9 protein-coding genes are annotated in these 20,059 nt (G+C 60.9%); all 9 read left to right on the plus strand.

The genetic code is table 11. The features are described from left to right. Positions 1-355 precede the first annotated feature (355 nt). The 9 genes from drmD (at position 356) to NUW12_09505 (ending at position 19,931) form a co-directional block, all read left to right on the plus strand. Positions 356-3,553, plus strand: a complete 3,198-nt coding sequence (gene drmD, locus NUW12_09465; GenBank protein MCR4402987.1) for a DISARM system SNF2-like helicase DrmD — start codon at positions 356-358, stop codon at positions 3,551-3,553. Between the two features lie 5 nt (positions 3,554-3,558). Beyond that, positions 3,559-8,628, plus strand: coding sequence for a hypothetical protein (locus NUW12_09470; protein MCR4402988.1), 5,070 nt, complete (start codon positions 3,559-3,561; stop codon positions 8,626-8,628). A 298-nt stretch (positions 8,629-8,926) separates the two neighbouring features. Further along, positions 8,927-14,332: a DEAD/DEAH box helicase gene (locus tag NUW12_09475; GenBank protein MCR4402989.1), complete on the plus strand. Its 5,406-nt coding sequence runs from the start codon at positions 8,927-8,929 to the stop codon at positions 14,330-14,332. A 79-nt stretch (positions 14,333-14,411) separates the two neighbouring features. Beyond that, positions 14,412-14,618 carry a hypothetical protein gene (locus NUW12_09480; protein ID MCR4402990.1) on the plus strand — a complete coding sequence of 69 codons (207 nt, stop codon included), beginning with the start codon at positions 14,412-14,414 and terminating at the stop codon, positions 14,616-14,618. Between the two features lie 317 nt (positions 14,619-14,935). After that, positions 14,936-15,721 (plus strand): IclR family transcriptional regulator, encoded by a 786-nt coding sequence (locus NUW12_09485; protein ID MCR4402991.1) that lies wholly within the window; start codon positions 14,936-14,938, stop codon positions 15,719-15,721. Positions 15,722-15,827: 106 nt separating this feature from the next. Then, entirely contained in the window at positions 15,828-16,850 is a 1,023-nt protein-coding gene (locus tag NUW12_09490) for a sialic acid TRAP transporter substrate-binding protein SiaP (GenBank protein ID MCR4402992.1), read from the plus strand. A 135-nt stretch (positions 16,851-16,985) separates the two neighbouring features. Further along, the gene (locus NUW12_09495) at positions 16,986-17,537 is read left to right on the plus strand and encodes a TRAP transporter small permease (protein MCR4402993.1); all 552 of its coding nucleotides are present in this window, start codon (positions 16,986-16,988) and stop codon (positions 17,535-17,537) included. A 137-nt stretch (positions 17,538-17,674) separates the two neighbouring features. Next, positions 17,675-18,967, plus strand: coding sequence for a TRAP transporter large permease (locus tag NUW12_09500; protein MCR4402994.1), 1,293 nt, complete (start codon positions 17,675-17,677; stop codon positions 18,965-18,967). Between the two features lie 55 nt (positions 18,968-19,022). Then, positions 19,023-19,931 carry a dihydrodipicolinate synthase family protein gene (locus NUW12_09505; protein MCR4402995.1) on the plus strand — a complete coding sequence of 303 codons (909 nt, stop codon included), beginning with the start codon at positions 19,023-19,025 and terminating at the stop codon, positions 19,929-19,931. Positions 19,932-20,059 lie beyond the last annotated feature (128 nt).

Here is a 20,059-nt window from a genome sequence, read left to right on the forward strand (position 1 = left end):
ATACTTATTGGCAAGTCTGGGAGTCTCAGGCCATACGGGCTCCTGCCGGGGGGTGGCTACTTTGGCCGATTCTCCATCTGCCCATGCTGACCAGCGCACAGGGTTGAGGCCGCCCGACGGCGCGACCGAGAGGGTGTCCGTCGATGCCGCGGACTCGCAGGCTCCGACTGTGCCAACCGTGCCGCCCGCGCCAACCTCACCGGCAATGTCGACCACCGCACCGGGCGGCATGCCTTCCTCTGCATCGGGGCCGCCGCGCGTTGGTATGCTTGCCACGGTGCGAAATCGCCGAGGTCTTGTCTCGGCGGTTGAGCCTTTCGATGTATCCACTGAAGGGCGATTCCACTTGATTACCGTGGAGTACCTGGACGGCGGCTCACCCCAGGAAGACCACCTCATCTGGGAACGCGAGCCTGGAGCGCGTCTGCTCGAGCCCACAGCGCTGCCGGACGTGGAACGCGACGCCGCTATGGCGCCGGATGAGTTCGACGCCCTTGTCCGAGCCGCACGGTGGACGGCGCTCGCGCCGTACACCGGCCTAGACAGCCTGGACAGCGTGGATAGCCTCGAGGGCGCCAACCCTAGCCCCGACTCTTCCGGCTCCGAAAGGTCCCTGGCATCAAGTCCTCTCACCGCGCCTTTTCACAGCGCGGTGCAGATTGAGGATTTCCAGCTTGTCCCTCTCCTGAAAGCCCTGCGCATGCCGCGGGCGGCATTGCTCCTGGCGGACGACGTGGGTCTGGGCAAGACGATAGAGGCTGGGCTCATCCTTCGCGAGCTGCTTACCAGGCGCCGGGTGCGGCGGGTCCTCGTGCTGTGTCCTGCGTCGCTGCGTCTTCAGTGGAAACAAGAGATGCGAGACAAGTTCGCGCTGCCGTTTGACATTGTCGACCGCGCCTCCACCCACGCGCTTCAGAAGCGCTTGGGTATGGATGCCAATCCCTGGCGCACCTTTCCGCGCATCATCACCTCATATGACTATCTCAAGCAGCCCGACGTCCTCGAGCAGTTCCGGTCGGCGTGTCGCGTGCCAGAGGGCTCACCCCATCTTCCTTGGGACCTCCTGATAGTAGATGAGGTCCACAATCTCGCGCCCGCGCCGCTCGGGGAAGAAAGCGACCTCACGCGAATGCTGAGGATACTCGCTCCCTACTTTGAACACAAACTCTTTCTCACAGCAACGCCGCACAACGGACATACGCGAAGCTTTACGGGCCTCCTCGAGTGCCTCGATCCCGCTCGATTCACCGAGAAGGGTGAGCCACTGACAGAGGCAGACAAGCGGCGCGTATCGCAAGTCGTTGTCAGACGCTTGAAGAGCGAGATAAACGCAAGGACGAGCCCGCCGAAGTTCTGCGAGCGCAAGCTGGTTGCGCTGCCGCTTTCCTTGAGCCGTGAAGAGCAAGCTTTGTCGCGAGCCTTCGCAGCTTTTCGACTCAAGGTGAGGTCGCTCGTAGCCTCGGCCCGCGGGACTGAGCAGGTGGCGGGGTCGTTTGCAGTTGAGGTCCTGGGAAAGCGCCTCCTATCGTGTCCGGTGGCTTTTGCCGACTCGTGGCGTCGCTACTGCGAGGGCCTGGCAGACGCGCAGCCCGCTGATGTGGACGAGGTCCAGGCAGCGAGGCGATCGATGCGTGAGGAGACCGGGGACGACATGGAGGCGGAAGCGCGCGGGGCGCATGCTGCGCACACTATCGGTGCCTGGCTGAAGCCGTTTGCTGAACGCCTTGATCCCGAGATCAAGGCGATCGATCGTGCCCTCCAGGACTTGGGGCTTTACATCACGCACAGCCCAGCAGGCGATCGGGCGGCCGAAATGACGCCGCGCAGCGATGCCCGCTTCGATGCGCTCTGCAGCTTAATCGAGAGGGCCCTGCGGGGCCATAGGGATGAGCGTCTGGTGGTCTTCACGGAATACAAGACCACCCTTGAGTATCTTGTACGCAGGCTGAAGGCTGTGTGCCCCGAGGAAGGATCCGTGAGAGTGCTCTTGGGCGGGATGGACGAGGACGAGCGCGAGCTCATCAAGGCGGCCTTCAACGATCCCGCGGACCCCGTGCGAATCCTCGTAGCGACCGACGCCGCTGCGGAAGGTTTGAACCTGCAGGAGACGGCGCGGTATATACTGCACTATGACGTGCCCTGGAATCCTGCCCGCCTTGAACAACGGAACGGCCGCCTTGACAGACACGGACAGGCCCGGGACGTCGTTGTGTACCACTTCACTGCAGACGACGATGCCGATGTGGCGTTCCTGGCCTATGTGATCCGAAAGGTACACACGATTCGTGAAGACTTGGGCTCGACCGGGCAGGTATTCGATTCTGCCATTGAGCGGAGACTCATCGTCGGTGATGACGTAGACCAAGTTCGTGCGGACCTGGACGAGCGACTCGCCTTTGCGAAAGGGCGGGCGGAATTGCCGAGCGCCGCTGACGATGTCCAGTCGGGCGCTGATGGCCTTGCATACCTGCGTCAGCTCGCGAACGAGGTGGATCTTGATGCCGACAGCCTGCGCGAGACCCTCGACGTGGCTCTCGGCCTCAGGGCTGGCCGGCCGCGACTCGACGGTCCCGACGAGCGGGGTCGCTTCCGCCTGAGGGCTCCGATTCCGGCCGAGTGGAACGCCCTTGTTGATGATTCCTTGCGGTTGGATCGTGGCCGGTTCGGCTTACGTGCATCACCCAAGGGGGCGCTTCCCGCGATTTTCTTCGACGCGTCGAAACTAGTCCGCGAAGTGGGTGGTCGTCCCGTCTTCAGGCCGGAGAAAGACTCCGTGCTGCTTCATCTCGGTCACCCACTCGTAAGCCGCGCTCTCATTACCCTCGCCCAGGCGCGCTTCCCTGCGGCCACGGGAAGGGCCACCCGGTGGACTGTGAAGCGTGGCCCAGTGCCGCCGGGCGCGGACGCCCTCGTGCTCCTGACCGTGGAGGAACTTGCCGTAAACGAGTTAAGGGAGACGTTTCATCACTGGGTTCGGACGCTGAGGATGCCCGTTTTCAGAGGGAGCATTGGTGAGCTCCTTCCCCACGTGCCAGCTAGAGACCTTCGGATAGCGTGCGGCCCGCCCGCGCCGGAGGACGTCGATAGAGCGAGGCAGGTCTGGGACGAGATCGCGTCAGATGTCCAGGCTTTGGTGAGGGACCTTGCGAGAAGGCTAACAGAAAGACTCGCAAGCACGTTGGATGCCGAGCGAGTGTCCGCGCTGCGCGTCGAGAACGATCGCTTCATGAGCAGGCAAGGCGAGATCTCTTCTCTCATCGAGGGCACGACGATAGCTCGGCTGGAGAAGGAGATCGAAGAACTCAAGCGCGAGCGCAATCAGGGAGTATTGTACGATCAGGACCGCCGGCTCGAGGAAATCGACCGCTCCATCGCAGACAAGGAGGAAGAGATCCGGCGACGTCGCGCGCACTATGAGGAGCTTCGCCAGCAGTTACAGCGGGAACGCGAGAGAGTGCTCAAGTACACAATCCCCAGGAGATACACGATGCGCGGCAGGGCATCGGTTTTCCCAGTTGCTGTTGAGATAAGGCTGCCTGACGACGGGAGGTGAGGGCCATGGCGGCGAGCGAGGCTGCGGCCTTGAGATACACTGCTGACGAAAGCTATGCGTGGTGGGCATCGCTCAGGCACGGAGGGCTGCTCATAGCACCCTCGCACCTAGCCCAGAACTTCCCCCCGGACCTCTCGCCGTTGCCGCGCCACCTTGAGGACCGCCTCCGCCGCGACATAATGCGCGCGTCGGACGGTCGCACCGAGTCCCTGGCGAGCCTTCTCGACACCGTGCTTGAGGACGTGCTCGGTTTGGAGAACGACACCTCCGGCGCGGCCACGAAGGGGCGCTGGTTCAAAGGCGGGGACGTCCCGTCTGAATGGTCGAGCCAGGGGATGACAGGGGAGATTATCAAGCCTCGACGTCTTTGGAAGGGACCGCACGGGGCGCTTCTCCCTGTATTTGTGGAGTCGGAAAGGGCGGCTCGACTCGGGACAGGCCGAGGTCGACGCACGACTTCCAGGGTGATCGAGTGGCTCCGGCATAAGGGCGAGAGGATCGCGCTCCTCACAAACGGACGACAATGGCGCCTAGTCTATGCCGGGCTCGACCACGATGCCTTCGCCGAATGGGATACCGCCCTATGGTTCGAGGAAGGCAGGACGGGGCTTCAGGTCACCGCCCTCAGGGCGCTCCTGGGCCGGGATGCCCTCGTGCCGAGTGCGGACGGACAGCCTTGCGCACTTCTCGCTGCCATCGTCGCTTCCCGTAAAGGTCAGGCGGAACTCTCGACTGCGCTGGGCGAGCGCGTCCGGCAGGCCGTAGAACTCCTCATCCGCGAGCATTCACTTGCTCTTGAAAACGCCGACTTGAGCGTAAAGTCTGCCGACATCTACCACGCGGCTACTCGTGTCGTCATGCGTATGGTCGTCGCGCTCTTCGCTGAGGCTAGAGACCTCCTGCCCCGGGACAATCCAATCTATCACGGCTCATATGGGCTTGGCGGCCTGCGTGAAATGCTCGACCGCTCCGGAGGGGGTGCAGGTTCCGACAGGCTGCGCCATCAGTTTACCGCGTGGCCGAGGATTCTCGCTCTCTTCAGGCTCGTTTACGAGGGATCTCCTCACGAGGCGTTGCCTGTCCCGCGCTATGCAGGTAATCTGTTCGAGCAGGGCGATCCGTGCTCCGACGATCCTGTCCGAAGGGCGTTGAGCGTTTTCGAAGACCCAGAGAACTCTCCGAACGACGCAGCGGTCCACGAGATGCTCACCCTTCTCTGTCACAGCCGCGTCAAGATCCGCCAGGGCAGGAACTCTATGTGGATAGATGCTCCCGTGGATTTCTCGGATCTCTCGTCCGAATACGTAGGAATGCTCTACGAGGGGCTTCTCGACTTCGAGCTGCGCCGCGCCTCCGACGGCGACCCAATTGTCTTCTTGAACCTCGGCGACCAGCCGGCGCTGCCTCTCTCTCGTCTTGAGGCTCTCGATGACAAGGCCGTCGCCAGGCTGGTTGAGAAGTCGAAGGAAAGAACCAGGCGCATCGTGAGCGAGGAGAGCGGGGAGGAGAACGAGGACGAGGAGACGGCGGGGGACGAAGACACCGATGAGGCCGAACCCGATGACGATGGCGCCGAACCCGAGGACGACGGCTCGGAGGAGAGCGGGGAACCTGCCGATGGCGAGGAAACTCCCGGGGCCTCGCCGAGTGGTGGTGGCGCTGGCGACGATGCCCGGCGTGCCGCTACTGAGCGGGCGTGGCGATGGGCGTTGCGGGCGGTGAAAGTAGGCAGGCTCGTCCACAGGCCGCGGTCCTCGAGCCCGGCCGCCCTTCGGGAGTACGAGGCGCTTTGCGGGCAGGCCGCGAAACGTCTTGTGGCGCGTGTGGTACTTCCGGGCGAATGGTACCTCGTCCGATGGGGAGGTACCCGTAAGGGTGCGGGAACTTTCTATACTCGCCCGCAGCTTGCAGTTCCAACAATCCACCGGACCCTGCGGCCTCTTGCGTACGAGACCCCGATCGGCCCAGACGGACCTGCCGACGATAGCGGGAACGCTTCAGCCTCCCGATGGATTCCGAGAAGACCTGAAGAGATCCTTGCCCTCAAGGTGTGCGACCCGGCGTGCGGGTCAGGGTCGTTCCTCACAGCCGCCCTCAGATTCCTCACAGATGCGCTGGTGGAAAGCCTTCACTATCACGGACGCATCCGCAACCAAGGTGAGAGGGCCGTTGTGACGCTGGCAGAAGGGCGGCCTGAGTCCGGACGCCTTTCGGATGAACTCCTGCCGTGCCGCCCTGATTCGGACGGCTTCGAGGCGCAGCTGCGGGCGCGTCTCAAGCGATATGTAGTGGAGCGCTGCATCTACGGAGTAGACATAGATCCGCTCGCCGTCGAGCTTGCGCGGGTAGCCTTGTGGATCGAGACAATGGACCCTGCACTCCCATTCAGCTTCCTCGACCATAAGGTAAAGGTGGGCAACTCCCTTGTGGGTTGCTGGTTCGACCGATTCCGGGATTACCCCGTGCTCGCCTGGGAGCGAGAAGGCGGCGACAGCAACCATACGCGTGGTGTCCGTTTTGAGAAGGGGACCTGGACGAAAGCCATCAAGAAGTTCCGCAACGAACGCATAAGGGGGGAACTCAAGACATGGCTTGAGGGCCGCGGCTACCAGCTGATGCTTCCGCTTCCCGAGCTCAACGTGGCTCCTGAGGCGGTGCACGATGAGGCGACGGCTCTTCTGGAAAGAATGCACGATTTTGCGGTGCACGAGTCGGAGGAACGCGCGGTCTTCTACCGTGACAGGATCCTGGGCAACCCCGCGTTCCAGCGCCTCAAGGAGGCCTTCGATACTTGGTGCGCCATCTGGTTCTGGCCGGCGGAACGTCTGGAGGACGCCCCGACGCCACTCAACTTCACCGATCCGCCCAGGGTGACACGCGACCTTGCAAGGCAACTTGCCAGCGAGCACCGATTCTTTCACTGGGAACTCGAGTTCCCCGATGTCTTCGCGCGTCCAGGCAGCGGGTTCGATGCCGTGGTCGGGAATCCGCCGTGGGAGATCCAGAAGCCGAACTCCAAGGAGTTCTTTTCGAACATCGACCCGCTTTACCGAACCTACGGCAAACAGGAGGCCCTCGATAAGCAGTCAGAGTACTTCCAGCGCAGCGCTGACGACGAGCGAAACTGGCTGGCGTATTGTGCCAGGCTCAAAGCTCTCTCGAACTGGGTAAAGAACGCGGGCCTCCCTTTCGGTGATGGGGAGGAAGGGAGCGCGACTTTCGGTCTGGGCAGAAGCGACAGCCGCTTGCTCGACGAATGGCGGGCGCGACGCGCTGCGCGAAGGGGCTACGCTGACCCAGAGCACGCGTTCAGATACCAAGGTTCAGCGGACATCAACACGTACAAGATGTTCCTGGAACAGGCACATGCTCTCCTTCGCGAGGGAGGTCGGATGGGCATTGTGGTGCCTTCCGGGGTGTACACGGACAAGGGTGCCTCTGACCTCAGGAAGCTCCTTCTTGCCCGTTGCCGATGGGAGTGGCTGTTCGGGTTTGAGAACAGGGACAAGGTCTTTGACATCGATAGCCGTTTTAAGTTCTGCCCGATCGTTGTGCAGAAAGGCGGAGAGACAGAGTCCATCCAGACCGCCTTCATGCGCAGGAACCTCGCCGACTGGGAGGAGGGAGAGCGGTACGCCATTCCTTACGCGCGGGTACAGGTGGAACGCTTCAGCCCCAACAGCCGGGCCATACTCGAGATACGCAACAGACGCGACCTGGAGATCCTCGAAAAGATCTACGCAAACTCTGTTCTTCTCGGAGACGTGGGCCCCAGGGGGTGGCAGATCAAGTATGCCCGCGAGTTCGATATGACGACCGATTCGGAGTTGTTTCCCCCACGCCCCTGGTGGGAGGCCCAGGGTTATCGGCCCGATGAGTACGGCCGCTGGCTCAAAGGCCGCTGGCACGAAGGCCGGCCTGCCGGACCTCGATGGGAGATGGAGCCTGGCGTCATCCTGTCCGTGGACGGCACCGCGTGGATCCACGAAGACGAGATCGACGATATCGCACTGCCGTTGTATGAGGGCCGGATGATTGGGCAGTTTGACTTCAGCCAGAAGGGCTGGGTGCGCGGGAAGGGCCGCGGCGCGGTGTGGCGGGAGATGAGCTGGGCGGCAAAAGTGTTTGAGCCCCAATACTTGATGGCTCTTGAGACATGCAGGATGAGTGAGTGCCCAGTCCTAGGTTGCAAGATGCCCGTAATGAACATAAGTAGCGCAACAAACTCACGTACTGTCGTTGGAGCGTTCGCAAAGGATTTCCCGTGCAATCATTCGTTGAATCCGATACGCTCGGGCTCTCTCCAAAGACTACTCGCTGGAGTTGCTATCTTCAACTCGTGGGTCTTCGACTTTGCAGTGAGAGCGCGAATGGGTGGGGTAAACCTGAGCTACTTCGTCCTCGATGAAGTTCCCATGGTTCAACCCGGTGCTGCTGACTGCCTTCCACTAATCGCTGCGTCAACATCGCTTTCGCTGGCGCATAGATGGTTCTCACCAGAGTGGCTCAAGGTTGCGTCCTACGTTAAGCCCTGTGTAAAAACTGATGGACAGAGCATACAGGCGGCGTGGGAACAACGGTGGGCCCTGACAGCTCAGGAACGCCTGCGCCTCCGGTGCATCATCGATGCCATAGCCGCGGAGCTCTACGGGCTTGATTGGGACGACTTGGCCTGGATACTGCGTGAGTGCGATTATCCTGCTGAGAGGCTCCAAGACAAGACCTTCACACGAATGCTTGACCCGAAGGGCTTTTGGCGCGTGGACAAGGACAAGGATCCGGAGTTAAGACACACGGTGCTGACCTTGGCGGCGTTTAGGGACTTGAAGGAGATTATCGCCTCTGAAGGCGACAGGGATAAAGGCATCGAGGTATTCTGCAGCATGAACGGCGGCGAGGGCTGGATGCTCCCCGAGACGGTGAGGCTCGCTGATCTCGGCCTTGGACATGATGAACGGGCGAAGCGGGCGCAGCCCGTTCGCGAGCGTCTGGGGGGCGGTTCCTGCCTTGGCAGTTGGAGGCCTCTCCAGAAAAGTCCTGGAAGGAGTGCCGGCTGCACGCCCGCAACCTCCTAGGAGAGGAAGGCTACAAGAAGCTGATGGAAGAGCTTGATGCCGCGCAAGGCCATAAGGCCGGCGGGCTTTCAACAACTCCCACGGAGGAAGCCCGCTCCGAAGCCTCCGAAGTCTCTGGGGAGGCAGAGTGGCCAGCACTTGCTGCTGAGTCGCATCCTCCCTACGGAGCAGGCACAGTCGTGGGGCGCACCCAGCTTACGTTGTTTCCCTCGGGTCAGAAGAACCTGTTTGGTGAGAACTCGGCCAGCATTCGGCCGAATAAAAGACGAACGCGCCGCTAGAAAACCGAGACAGGCTGGTGAGTTATGAGGTGGCTATCAACCCTGTCAGCTTCACCGAGAAGGTCGTGGGGGATTTCCTTCGCTACCAGTTGACCACCTATGCGTTTGCCGATCCGCTTCTCCACCGCCAGCTACGGGAGCTGCTCTCACTAGAGAGAACGAGACAGACGCCTCTTCTCAAAGGCCCCTACGTCAGCCTATCGCGCTCCTTCCGCATGGGAGCAAGCGTGTCAAGCCTAATCTCCGAAGGCCTTCTTCATCCGTTCATGGCGAACCTCATCCCGTACCAGCGCCTCTACGGCCATCAGGAGAAGGCTATCAGATCCATTCGTGCCGGGAAGACGACGCTCATCTCCACTGGCACCGGGTCGGGCAAGACGGAGTGTTTCCTCTATCCCATCATCAGCCGGTGTCTTGAACTTCGAGACGAAGGGGCCGCGCCCGGGATCGTCGCCGTCATTGTATATCCGATGAACGCTCTTGCTGAGGACCAGCTGGGGCGCTTGCGCGGGATACTGGCAGGCACGGGGATCCCCTTCGGGATGTATGTGGGCAAGACCCCAGAACGCGCAGCCGACGTTTCGGGGGAACAGCTACCTCCTGGTTCTTCCCGGGAAGCTTACCTCGCAAAGCTTGCTCAGGTGAGGGAGGAGCGCCGAAACGTCCCCGTGCGCCCGCCCGAGGAGCGCGCTTCCCGCGAGGAAATGCGCACGCCTGGAATGCAGCCGCGCATCCTGCTCACCAACGTGAAGCAACTAGAGCTGCTTCTGACCCGTCACGCTGATGTGGAGCTGTTCGATGGCGCGCGTTTTGAGTTTCTGGTGTTCGATGAAGCACACACGTACGGGGGTGCGGCGGGCGCGGAGACAGCGTGCCTCGTCCGGCGGCTCCGTGCGTTTTGCGGCAAGAGTGCCGGTGAAGTGGCCCACGTTGCCACATCAGCAACCTTGGCGGACCCTGTCCACGGTTGCGAGGGTGCAAAGGCGTTCGCGGCGCGGTTCTTCGGCGTTCCCAGCGAGGACGTATCCCTTGTGGGGGAAGAGTATGAGCCGGATGAATGGGCGGCCGTGAGGCATCTGCCCTCCCCGCTGCCCGGGGATCCGTCCGTCCAGCTCAAGAACATCATTGATGCGATAGATGCTGGCGACGATGCCGGTCGCATGGTGCGCACACTGGTCCAAGCCATGACGGGAGCAAGGATCGACGCGGCGCACTGGCAGGAAGATCTCTACACCCTCCTTGCCCAGAACGAACTATGCTACCAGATCAGCGAGGCTCTGTCTCGCCCGAGAGCGCTCACGGATCTTGTAACAGAACTCCAGGATCGCGTGGGACGGCCTGTGCCTGAAGAGGAGGTGCTTGCCTGGCTTGCCCTCGGCGCCGCGTCCAGTAAGGAGGGTCGGCCGCTGCTCAGGCCGGTGATCCATGCCTTTGTTCGCGGCGTGGGCGGTGCGGTGGTCACGTTTCCGGAGGGGGAGCCCGGCCCACGGCTGTGGCTTTCCGCCGAAGACGAGCTCGCCACTCAAGGGGAGGACAGCCTCTTCCGCCTGCCGGTCATGACCTGCAACACCTGCGGCCAGCACTACTTCGTCCACCACGTGAAGGACCTCGTCATAGCCCCGAACGGGCTGGGGGGTGGAGACGCGGTGGATAGCCGCAGAGTCTGGCCTGCGCTTGGACCCGAGCAGGAAGGCACGCGGGTGGTGCTCCTGGACCGTCTCGCGCTCTCAGACGAAGAGGACGGTGAGGTGCCACGCACACACAAGGTCTTCATGTGTCGCCGCTGCGGGGCGCTTCATCCCGAAGCCCTTGACCGCTGCGACGCGTGCGGGCGCGAGGGGGAGCTCGTGCCCCTGTTTGCCGTAGACCAGGACGAAAGGCGTAGGGGCTATCTGGTGTCCTGCCTTGCCTGCAGGACACTGGGCCGTGAGAGACCGGGCGGTTACAGAGAACCGGCTCGCCCGGTGCGCGCGGTGAGCGTGTCCGACGTGCACGTCCTGGCCCAGAACATGATCCATCACGCTGATCGACGCCGCCTGCTGGTCTTCGCAGACAATCGCCAGGAGGCAGCTTTCCAGGCCGGCTGGATGAAGGATCACGCGCGTCGTTTCCGGCTTCGCAGCCTGATGGCAGAGAAGATCTCGGAGGGTCCCATATCAGTCGGCGACCTAACAGCCCATCTGGACGAGAAGCTCAATGACGACGATGAGCTATCAAGGGGCCTCATTCCAGAGGTATGGCAGGTGGCCAGGAAGGAAGCCGAGGGAGTCCGACACGCCCAAGAACGCAGGTACTTCCTGCGTATCGCGGTGTTGAGAGAGGCCTCCACTGGTATTAGGCAGAGAGTCGGCCTCGAGCCCTGGGGCAGGATCAAGATAGACTACCATGGCCTTACACCCGAACTCGCTTTCATCGGGGAATGGGCGAGCAGGCTCGGTATAGAGCCTGCGGAGCTCGTGGAAGGCATCAGCGCTCTTCTCGACAACTATCGCCGTCAGATGTATCTCCTGGACCGTGACGGTCAGATCTTCTCACGTTTCTGGAAGGATGGAGACCGTGAGATCCAACAGGGGTACTTGCCCCTTCTGCAGGGAGTCCCGAGGGGCATGAAGCTTTTCAGGGAGGCGGACGACGACCGTGGGCGCGTAGCGCAGTGGCTCAGCCCGGTCGGCGATACGATCGTCAAACAAGCGGCGCGGGCCTGGGGCGTGCCCAATGACGACGTAGAGGACTTCGTGAAGGGATTATGGGACCTGCTGACCAAGGAACTTCAGATCTTGGCACCGGTGACGCTAGCCGATGCCAGAGGGAATGCGTTGAGACACTGCGCCGGTGTGCGCCAGATCGATGCCGACCTCCTCAGGATCTCGCCCCACGATGGAGTATGGAGATGCCGGAAGTGCCGGCGGATTCAGGTGCGTCCGACTCCGGGCGGGCGCTGCCTCGCATGGCGCTGCGACGGAACGCTCGTGTTTGAGCCGCCGGATCCTGACAACTATGACCTTGCTACGATCGATCAGGGATTCGCGATGGTGCGGCCGGCAGAGCACTCGGCCCAGGTGCCCGCTGACGAGCGGGAGCGCCTGGAACGTCTCTTCAAGGGCGACGGTGAGACAGTCAACACGCTGGTCTGCACACCTACCCTGGAGCTCGGGATCGACATAGGCTCGCTTGATACTGTCCTCATGCGCAACGTCCCGCCTCTTCCGGCGAATTACTGGCAGCGTGCGGGCCGTGCGGGCCGGAGGCATCGACTTGCAGTCAACATCACGTACGCGCGTGCGGTTGATCATGATCGGGCGTACTTCGCAGACCCGCTCAAGCTGCTCGAGGGCCGGGTTGAGCCGCCACGCTTCAACATGCGCAACGAGCTCATGGTGGCAAAACATGTTCACGCAGCCGTCCTGACCAAGCTTCACCAGCTCGCCCGGAGCAGTAGCCCTCTTAGCGAGGATGATCGAACGGAAGTGGCGCGTGCATTGCAAGTGGTCTTCCCGGCGCGAGTGCGGGATTATCTCTTCGATGAGGTCGGGCACGTCCGGAGCGAGCCATTCGATGTTGGCCCTCTTCGGGACGTGATAAGGAAGCACGAAGCGGTCCTCCTCGACTACGTAAGGGCTGCGTTCGGGCGGAGCTGGCCTGAGGAGGACGCTGCTGTGGTTGAGGAGGAAGCGCTACGTAGCAGGGTCCTTGCCATGGCTGACTGCCTTGAGGAGGTCATCCGTACCCTAAAGAAGCGCCTGGACTGGGCGCGCAGCCAGATGGCTCATCTGGACAGCATGCGTCGGCTCAAGGGCACCCTCGATCCCGAAGAGGACGCTCTCTACCAACGGTGCGACCGGCTAGTGAAGAGGTACAAGGGGATTCTGCCACGCCGGCGCCACGAGGCCGAGGGATACGACGACACGAACACTTACGCCGTGCTTGCTTCGGAAGGATTCCTGCCAGGGTACGGGCTCGAGACGGGTTCCATCATAGGCACGGCGATTGTGCCCAGATACGCAGAGGGGGGAAGGGACTTCGACCTTCCGCGCCCACCGGCGGTCGCTCTTCGCGAATATGTGCCGGGCAACCTCATATACGCAAACGGCCACAGGTTTGTGGCACGATACCTGCATCTCGAGCCTGTGCAGCCCATCCTCTTACAGGTAGACACAGCGCGCGAGTCGATGACGGAGGTTGGCACAGCGGCGCCTGGTGCGGTCGCAGCCCTCGGCAGCGCTGCTCTCAAAGCCGTCCCTGTGTGTGACGTTGAGCTCGTCCACAGGTCTCATATCAGCGATGAGGAAGAGTATCGTTTCCAGCTTCCGGTCGTTATCTACGGTCACGAAACCGGTAGACATGGGCCGGGAAAGCGTTTCTCATGGGGCGGGCGTGACCTGACCTTACGGCGCGGGGTTCACCTGAGACTCGTGAACGTGGGTGCCGCACCGCTGGTACACTCATCAGGGAAACTCGGTTATCCCGTGAGCCTGGTGACGGGTCAAAGCCGATCTCCTCTCGCATCCGATCGTGAGCTTGAGGAATTCCTGCGGGCGCACAGGGAGCGTTACGGTGAAGAAGTGGAAAACGTGGGATTCTTCGCTGATGTGGTGGCTGACGCCATGTGCCTGCCTGGTGTTGCCACGCGGGAGGAGGCCTACTCAGTGCTGGAGGCCCTCCGCGTGGGGATGAGCCGAGTGCTGGAGATGGAAAGGGATGACGTCGAGGTGCTCGTAGTGGGGCGCCCCGGTCAGGACGACGTCGATGCGATACTGTATGACCCGATGCCCGGTGGCTCAGGCCTCCTCGAGCAGGCGTGCGAGCGCTGGCCCGAGGTGGTGCAGGCGGCCACAGAGGTGGTGGAGAAATGCCCGTCGGGCTGTGGGCGGTCGTGCGTAGACTGCCTCCAAACGTTCCGAAACGCGTTCTACCATGGACATCTCAACCGCCACGTCGCCTATGAGCGGTTGAGGACTTTGGGGAATTGGCTAAAGTTCCTCCATGAGATCCCGGCGCGCCTTCCGGCCGAGACGCCCAAGGGGAGAATGATGCCCGTCAACGAGGCTGAGACGCACCTCCGCCGTCTGTTGGAGCGTGCAGGTTTCCCCGAGCCTAAGTGGCAGTGTGAGATCAAGCTTGGGCGCCCGCTTGGCTCGACGGTCCCGGACTGCTTCTTCCCGGGGGAAGATGAGTATGAGTTGGGGGTGTGCGTGTATCTCGATGGCCTGAGTGAGCACATTCACGGCAACCCTGAGACATCGGCGAGGGACCGGGCGATCCGCGATGAGCTGCGTGCGCGGGGCTATGAAGTACTTGAGATACCTGCGACAGATCTCGATGACCGCGAAGCAATGGCGAGGCACTTCTACCGGCTTGCCAGAGTCTTGCTGGGCAAGGAACGGGCCCGCACGATTCGAAGCGACCAGAGCTGGTTCAAGTAGGTTCAGCTTCCGAGCTCGAGATTCTGGCGAGCTTGTTGAAACGCTGACAGACTTGGTCAGCAGAGAACGGGTAACAGCGATGACTGCCCCGCTGGAGATGTATGCGCTACTTGCTGGACTACTGATTGATGCTTCACCGCCTCCAAAGTCCCTGAGAGATTACATTCGAGCCGTTCCTCTATTGGAGCTTTTGTACGGCTATCATGAGACCGCCCGCGAGGTCACGGAGTATTGCGAGCAGATCTCACTGGAAATGGACTACGGATGCGCGAGGGCGGCGAGGTAGCCGGCGCTCGGGGGCGATAGAGACGCGTCAAGACCTGTGAAGATGCGTAGAGGTACGCAAGGTGCGTGAGGGCGCGCGTAGTCAAGCCACTGCGGCCAAGCCGCCACGGGCGAGCCTTCGGGTTTGAACGCCGGGGAGTTCACGCAGGCACGCGATAGACATCGAGGTTGTCTTGGCGTGCCTGTTCGTTTTTCTTTCTTTTTTTGGGTGGCATGCAGGAATGCTCTGCACCACTGCGGAATAGTATTTCGCGATCGAGAACGTCATTCGACGATGCCGAACGACGATGCCGAACGATGAGGGGGAAGGTTGGATCAGTGACGACTACCGAACGAGGGAAGAATGGACATATTCACTCCGTGCACAAGGCCATGGCTCTCCTCAAGCTCTTCTCCGAGCGACAGCCTGAGCTCAGCCTTGCGAAGATCTCCGAACTCCTTGGGATCCCCAAGAGCACTGCCCACGGCATTGCGAAGACTCTGGAAGAGTGCAGGGTGCTGCAGCGGGACCCAGTGAGCGACAACTACAGGCTGGGGGCGGTGGCGTTTCAGCTCGGGTACATAGCCCGGTCGAATATCGATCTATCGCGGCACGCGCTTCCGCTCATGGAAAACCTCCTCGACGAGACTCAACAGATCATATACCTTGCGATCCCATATGAGGGCCTGGTCTTATACATCGAAGCCCTCTATCCTCCCCGCCGGAAGGTGCGATATTCGGTGGCCGGGCGCACGGCCTACATGCACTGCACGGGCCTCGGCAAGGCTATGCTCTCCCAAATGAGCGTGGAAGAAGTGGACTCCGTGATCGAAAGGCATGGGCTTGTGAGACTTACGGACAACACCATCGTCGAGAGGGAGTCCCTGCTCGAGGAGCTAAGGCTCAGCCGGAGCCGCGGGTATGCCATCGACGCGCGCGAGAGCGACCCCATGATAGCGTGCGTCGCAGTTCCGTTCAGGACGATGTCTGGCCAGATCGGAGGCGCTGTGAGCGTCAGCGGGCCATACAGCGTTTTCACGGATCAGTTCATCAGTGATTGCGTCGAGAGGCTGGCCCATGTAAGCAGCGAACTGTCGAGGCGGGTCTCGAGGCTCCCCTTCTGAAGGGGTGCGGTGATCATGGCTAGGGGAGGTGGGATTTCAGACAGGTCAGGAGTCGAAGGGGATCTCAAGGACACAAGGAGCCTACTACGCTTAAGGAGGGTGGAACATGAAGATTTTGAAACTCGTGACGGCTGTCCTGATTCTGGCTGTGGTGTTCCCGATAGCTGTGGATGCGCAGAATGCCCCGAAATTCACGCTGAAGTTTGCCACCGTGGCGTCGCCTGCACAGCCCCAGACCAAGGCCATGTACAAGTTTGCGGAGGTCGTGAGTGAGCTTTCGGGAGGCAATATCAAGGTCGACGTGTTTCACTCCGGTCAGCTGGCCGACCAGAAGACCCAGGTCCTGGGCACCATGAGGGGCAGCATCGACATGTGTGATGCCTCCCCGACGTGGTTTGGCGACATCGTGCCGTATCCGGAGATCACCGTGCTTGAGGCGGCTTACGCTTACAGAGATCTCAATCATCTCTATCAGGTGGTCAACGGCCCCATCGGCAAGAAGTACTGGGAGGAGCTGCGCAAGAGGTCCGGCCTTGTGGTGCTGGATACCTGGTATCTCGGCACCAGGCAGCTCAATCTCAGGAAGTCGGTGGGCCCGGTGAAGACCCCCGCTGACATGAAGAACGTGAAGCTGCGGATGCCCGGCTCCGAGGCCTGGATGGACGTAGGCCGCGGCCTTGGCGCCAACCCAACCCCACTGGGCTTCAACGAGGTGTACCTTGCTCTGAAAACCGGCACCATAGATGGCCAGGACAATCCGCTTCCCACCGATGATGCCAACAAGTTTTACGAGGTCACCCACTATATAGTGCTGACCGATCATCAGATGACGATCATCAACCCGACCATCAACGAGAAGGTCTGGAACAAGATGCCCGCCGAGTACAAGGAATACATGCTCCGTGCTCTCGAGGTGGCACGCAACTACTGCAACCAGATGGTGCTCGAGGAGGAGGCCAAGCTCCTTTCCAAGTTCCAGAACCAGTATGGTATGGAGATCATCATTCCGGACAAGGAAGCCTTCATGGAGAACATGAAGCAGGTGTACAAGAAGAACGAGAAGATCTGGGGTCCTGGTACGTATGAAATGATCCAGAACGTCGGCAAGGAGCTCTATAAGGCCAACTAGACTGCCAGAGGTACTGATGCCGGGGCGGCGGGCTCTGCTCCCGCCGCCTCCCGATCAGGTATGCCGCCCCGGTGTACCGCGAAGCTGCTTGACCACGAAAACTTGACATCGAAAGGAGGATGGTGGTTGGCCCAAATGGAAAAGCGAGTTGAATCGGGGCTCCCACCGGCAGCCAGCCCCGCCAGGGAGCCGCTCCGTGTGCTGACGAAGCTGTGGGGCGCGGCACTGTTTCTGCTCGAGGAGCTTATCCCTGCCGTAACGCTTGCCGTGACGGTCCTTGCGATAATGGTGCAGGTCTTCTACCGTTACGTGCTCGATACCCCTCTCGAGTGGCCGTTTGAGCTGTCCATCTACGCTTTTGTGTGGACGCTCTATCTGGGGGCCGCCCGCGCCACGCGCACACGGGAGCATATCAAGCTAGATATCGTGTACAACGCCATGCCAGCAAAGGCCAGGAAGTTTCTTGACGTCTTTTTCAATGCTATCGTCGTGGTGATATTCATTGCAGCCCTGGGGCCGATCTGGGAGTATCTCCTTTTCTCATACCGGATCAAGACAGTGGCTTTGAGACTTCCGTGGACCACGGTCTTCGGGGTGTTTCCAGTATTTATGATACTGGTGATAGTCCATAGCATCGGCCACATCGTGAGAGATGCGAGGACACTCTTGGGCAGGGACGGTTCGTGATGCTGTCTGACGGGAGGCAGTGCTGCGAGGCCGGCGCTGGGTGGATGGCGGTGCCCGAGGAGGGCCACCGGGGCAGCGCCGTCAGAGTGAGACTGTCGGGACGATCATGCCAGGACTGAACGACAGGTGGTGAAGCTATGGCTCTACTGGTCTGGCTTCTACTCTTCGCCGGGATGTTTGTGATGGGCTACCCGATTGCTTTCGGGATTGCCGTAAGCTCAATGGCCTACATCCTCCTCGCGGGCGTCGACCCCGCGGTCATCGTGGACAAGATGGTCGTGAAGTTTGAAAACGAGTTTGCGCTTCTTGCTGTTCCCTTGTTCATCCTTGCGGCTCGCATCATGAACGACGGGAAGGTCACCGAGAAGATCTACTCCTTCGCCGACAGTCTGGTTGGCTCCCTAAAGGGGGGGCTCGCTCACGTAAACATCGTGGGCTCCATAATCTTCTCGGGAATGACCGGCTCCGCGGTAGCCGATGCGTCGGGCCTTGGACTGATGGAGATCGAAGCCATGACTGAGGGCGGGTACGACAGGGCCTTCAGCTGCGCGGTGACGGCGGCGTCGGCCACGATCGGCCCGATCATCCCCCCGAGCATCCCGATGGTCTTGTATTCGATGTTGTCTGGCGCATCCATAGGGTATCTTTTCATCGGCGGCATCATCCCGGGGTTGCTGCTCGGGGTGGCGATGATGATATACGTGTGGTACATCGCCCACAAGCGCAACTATCCGGCGGGAGAGCCCTTTAGCCTTAGGAAGATCGTGAGATCCTTCATCGGGGCCTTCTTCCCGCTCCTGAGCCCGGTCATCCTCCTCTGGGGGATCTATGGCGGCGCCTTCACACCAACCGAGGCGGCGGCGGTGGCGGCGGTGTACGCGCTGATTCTGGCGGTGTTTGGCTACAGGATGATGGGGCCAAAGAAACTTTACGCTGCGCTCAAGGATGTGGCGCTGGCCACCGGTACCATATCGTTCATAGTTGCGGCGGCCTTCCTGTTTAGCTATGTCGTGGCCAGAGAGCAGTTGCCCAACTTGATTACTGATCTGATTGTGAACTCCGGTGCGGTGAGCAGCCAATGGGTGCTTCTGCTTGTGCTCAACATCGTGTTCCTGATACTCGGGCTTTTCCTGGACACCACCGTGGTGCTTCTGATTGTGGTGCCGATCCTTCTTCCGTTGGTCGAGAGCCTTGGCATCGATCTGGTGCATTTCGGCGTTGTGCTCGTGCTCAATCTAATGATAGGGCTCTCGACCCCGCCATACGGCGTGAGCCTCTTTATCGTGAGTGGCCTTGCAAAGGTCCCGCTCAGCAAGGTTATCCGGGAGATTTGGCCCTTTGTAGCGGTCCTGGTGGTCGTGCTCCTCATCTGCACGTTCGTCCCTGATACCGTGCTGCTCTTACCAAGGATGTTAGGCTACCAGGGCTAGAATCAAGGTTTTGGGCTGCTGGCAACTCCGTTAGACTGAAGGCGGGAGGGTATGAATGCAGGATATGAAGAGGCTCAGAGGAATCGCCCCCGCGGTTTTGACGCCGTTCGGCAAGGACGGTAACATCGATTTCGAGGCCCTCGCGGCCCACTGCGACTACCTCATGAACGCCCGGGTGGATGCCCTCTATGCTCTCGGCACGACCGGAGAAGTCTTTCTTCTCGACGTGGAAGAGAGGAGAACGGTCGCCGAGTTCATAGTAAAGCACGTTGCCGGGCGGATACCAGTGTTTGTGCAGGTGGGCGCGATTCCCACGAAGGTCGCATGTGAACTCGCCGCTCATGCGGAATCCATCGGCGCCGACGGTATAGGAGCGATTACGCCGTACTACTTCCATGCTGACCAGAGAGCTCTTGTGGATTACTACGAGGCCATCGCTGCCAGCGTAAGCCGGAGCTTCCCGATCTACCTCTACAACCTTCCGGGATGCACTACTAACGACCTCCTTCCCGAAACCGTGCGGGAGCTGGCCACCGTGCCCAACATCGTCGGGATAAAGAACAGCATGGCAGACATGGAGCGCCTCACTTCGCTCGTTGAGGCGGCACCTGATGACTTCGACGTCATCATGGGGGCGGATACCCTGCTCTATCCCGCGCTGGTCAGCGGCGCGAAGGGTGCGGTCTCCGGAAACGCCAACGTATTCCCCGAAGCCTTCGTTGGGCTTTTCACGGCCGTCAACGCTGAGGATCATGAGAAGGCTGGACGGTATCACAGGTTCATCCGCAAAGCGGCCTTCGCTCTCAAGAACGGATCCAACCTGGCCTACTTCAAGCAGGCGTTGGAGTTCAGGGGATTCAAGAAGACCTACACCCGAGCACCTCTTCTCGACCTGACGGACGTAGAGAAGGCCGAGCTCAAACAGCAAATGGAGGCGCTCATGAAGGAGCTCGAGACGCTGTAGCGGGTAGATCTGCAACTATGGACACCCGTTACGGGGGGGCGGCTGGGCATCGGCGAAGAGGGCACGAGGTCAAACCCGGGTTCGACAGTGACAGGGCACACAGAGGGGGTTTTCGGGATCGGGGATCT

It is taken from the genome of Bacillota bacterium (assembly GCA_024653485.1).
In the GTDB taxonomy this organism is placed as follows: Bacteria; Bacillota; SHA-98; order UBA4971; family UBA4971; genus UBA6256.